The 1,283-nt window shown below is 65.2% G+C and carries 2 protein-coding genes; one reads left to right on the forward strand and one right to left on the reverse strand.

The genetic code is table 11. From position 1 onward, the window contains the following. Window positions 1-19: 19 nt before the first annotated feature. A complete protein-coding gene (locus ACAM49_RS40200) occupies window positions 20-427 on the forward strand; it encodes a PhzF family phenazine biosynthesis protein (RefSeq protein ID WP_369640745.1) in 408 nt (135 codons plus the stop codon). Here ACAM49_RS40200 and ACAM49_RS40205 read toward each other — a convergent pair. Beyond that, a complete protein-coding gene (locus tag ACAM49_RS40205; RefSeq protein WP_369640744.1) occupies window positions 424-1,179 on the reverse strand; it encodes a phosphotransferase in 756 nt (251 codons plus the stop codon). The two genes, ACAM49_RS40200 and ACAM49_RS40205, sit on opposite strands and share 4 nt — an antisense overlap. Window positions 1,180-1,283: the final 104 nt, after the last annotated feature.

Genomic DNA, 1,283 nt, shown 5'->3' on the forward strand with positions numbered 1-1,283 from the left:
CCCCACCGCCACACCCCGAATAGCCTCGCCCGGCACACCCCGCATCCTGATCCCCGTCCGCGACCGCCCAGCCCTACTCCGAGTCCACCCACACCTCCCCAACCTGACAGCAGCGTGCCACCGATACGGACTCCTCGGCTGCTTCGCCTACACCCCGCCCACGTCCAACCACCCTTGTGCGGCACGAATGTTCGCCCCCGCCATCGGCGTCACCGAGGACATCGCCAACGCCAACACCACCGGCTGCCTAGCCGCCCACCTACTCGACGCATCAGGAGAAAAAACGCTCTCGATCGAAGTAAACCAAGGCGACCCCCTCGGCCACCCATCCACTGTTCTCGCCTCAGCCCGCCGAACCCCAGCAGGCATCACAACCCGAGTCGGCGGCCTAGCGGTAGTCCGCAACGTCCACCGACGCGACACCTAACCTGTCCTCGCCTGAGCTTTCAGTACGTCGACTTCGCACCCTGGCGCGGCGGGATCGAAGCCGTGGTCGAGCAGCCAGCGCACGCCGCGCAAGCTTCGTAACGACCACCAAGCGCGGATCACGTCGAGGTCCACCTCGGCGCCATAGCCTGCTACCACGTCTTTCAGGCGTTCCGGGTGCCCGAGTGTCAATGTGGCGAGGTCGTACATGGCGTCTCCCTGAGCCGCCTCGGACCAATCGATCACGCCGGTGATCGCGTCTCCGTCGACGAATACGTGCGCGACCTGTAGATCTCCATGGGTGAATACCGGATTCCATGGCCGTAGCGCGATTTCGGCGATCCGGCGGTTGCGCGTGATGATGTCGGTGGGGAGGACATCATTCGTGAGCAGCCACGCGCATTCGAATTCGAGTTCCGCAGCGAGCTGCTCTCGCGTGCGACCGAGCCGTGGCGGCAACGGTGCGTCATGCAGCGTTCGGAGAGCCGCCCCCGCCGCGGCCCACGCGGCCGGTGACGCGGTCGACGGCTCACCGAGTCGGCCGAGCGGGATTCCAGGCAAGGCTGCGAGGGCGAGTACGGAAGGCTTGCGCCACAGGATCTTTGGTGTAGGGATCGGCGCCGACACTATCGCATCTGTCTCGGCGTCGAGGCGAGCCTGATCGCTATCGACCTTCAGAAACACCTCGCCCACTCGTACGGTAGCGCGTTCTCGATGTGCGACGACGATTTCGACATCTTCCACGTCGGCCATTGTCGTCCCTGGGGATGGTGTCCCCAGGAACCGGTTGGGCGGGGCTGGGAGACTGGGGGTGTGAGTGAGCTTGGGGAGTTTTTGAAGGCTAAGCGGGCGGGGGT

The sequence above is a fragment of the Nocardia sp. JMUB6875 genome (genome assembly GCF_041154655.1).
Lineage (GTDB): Bacteria > Actinomycetota > Actinomycetes > Mycobacteriales > Mycobacteriaceae > Nocardia.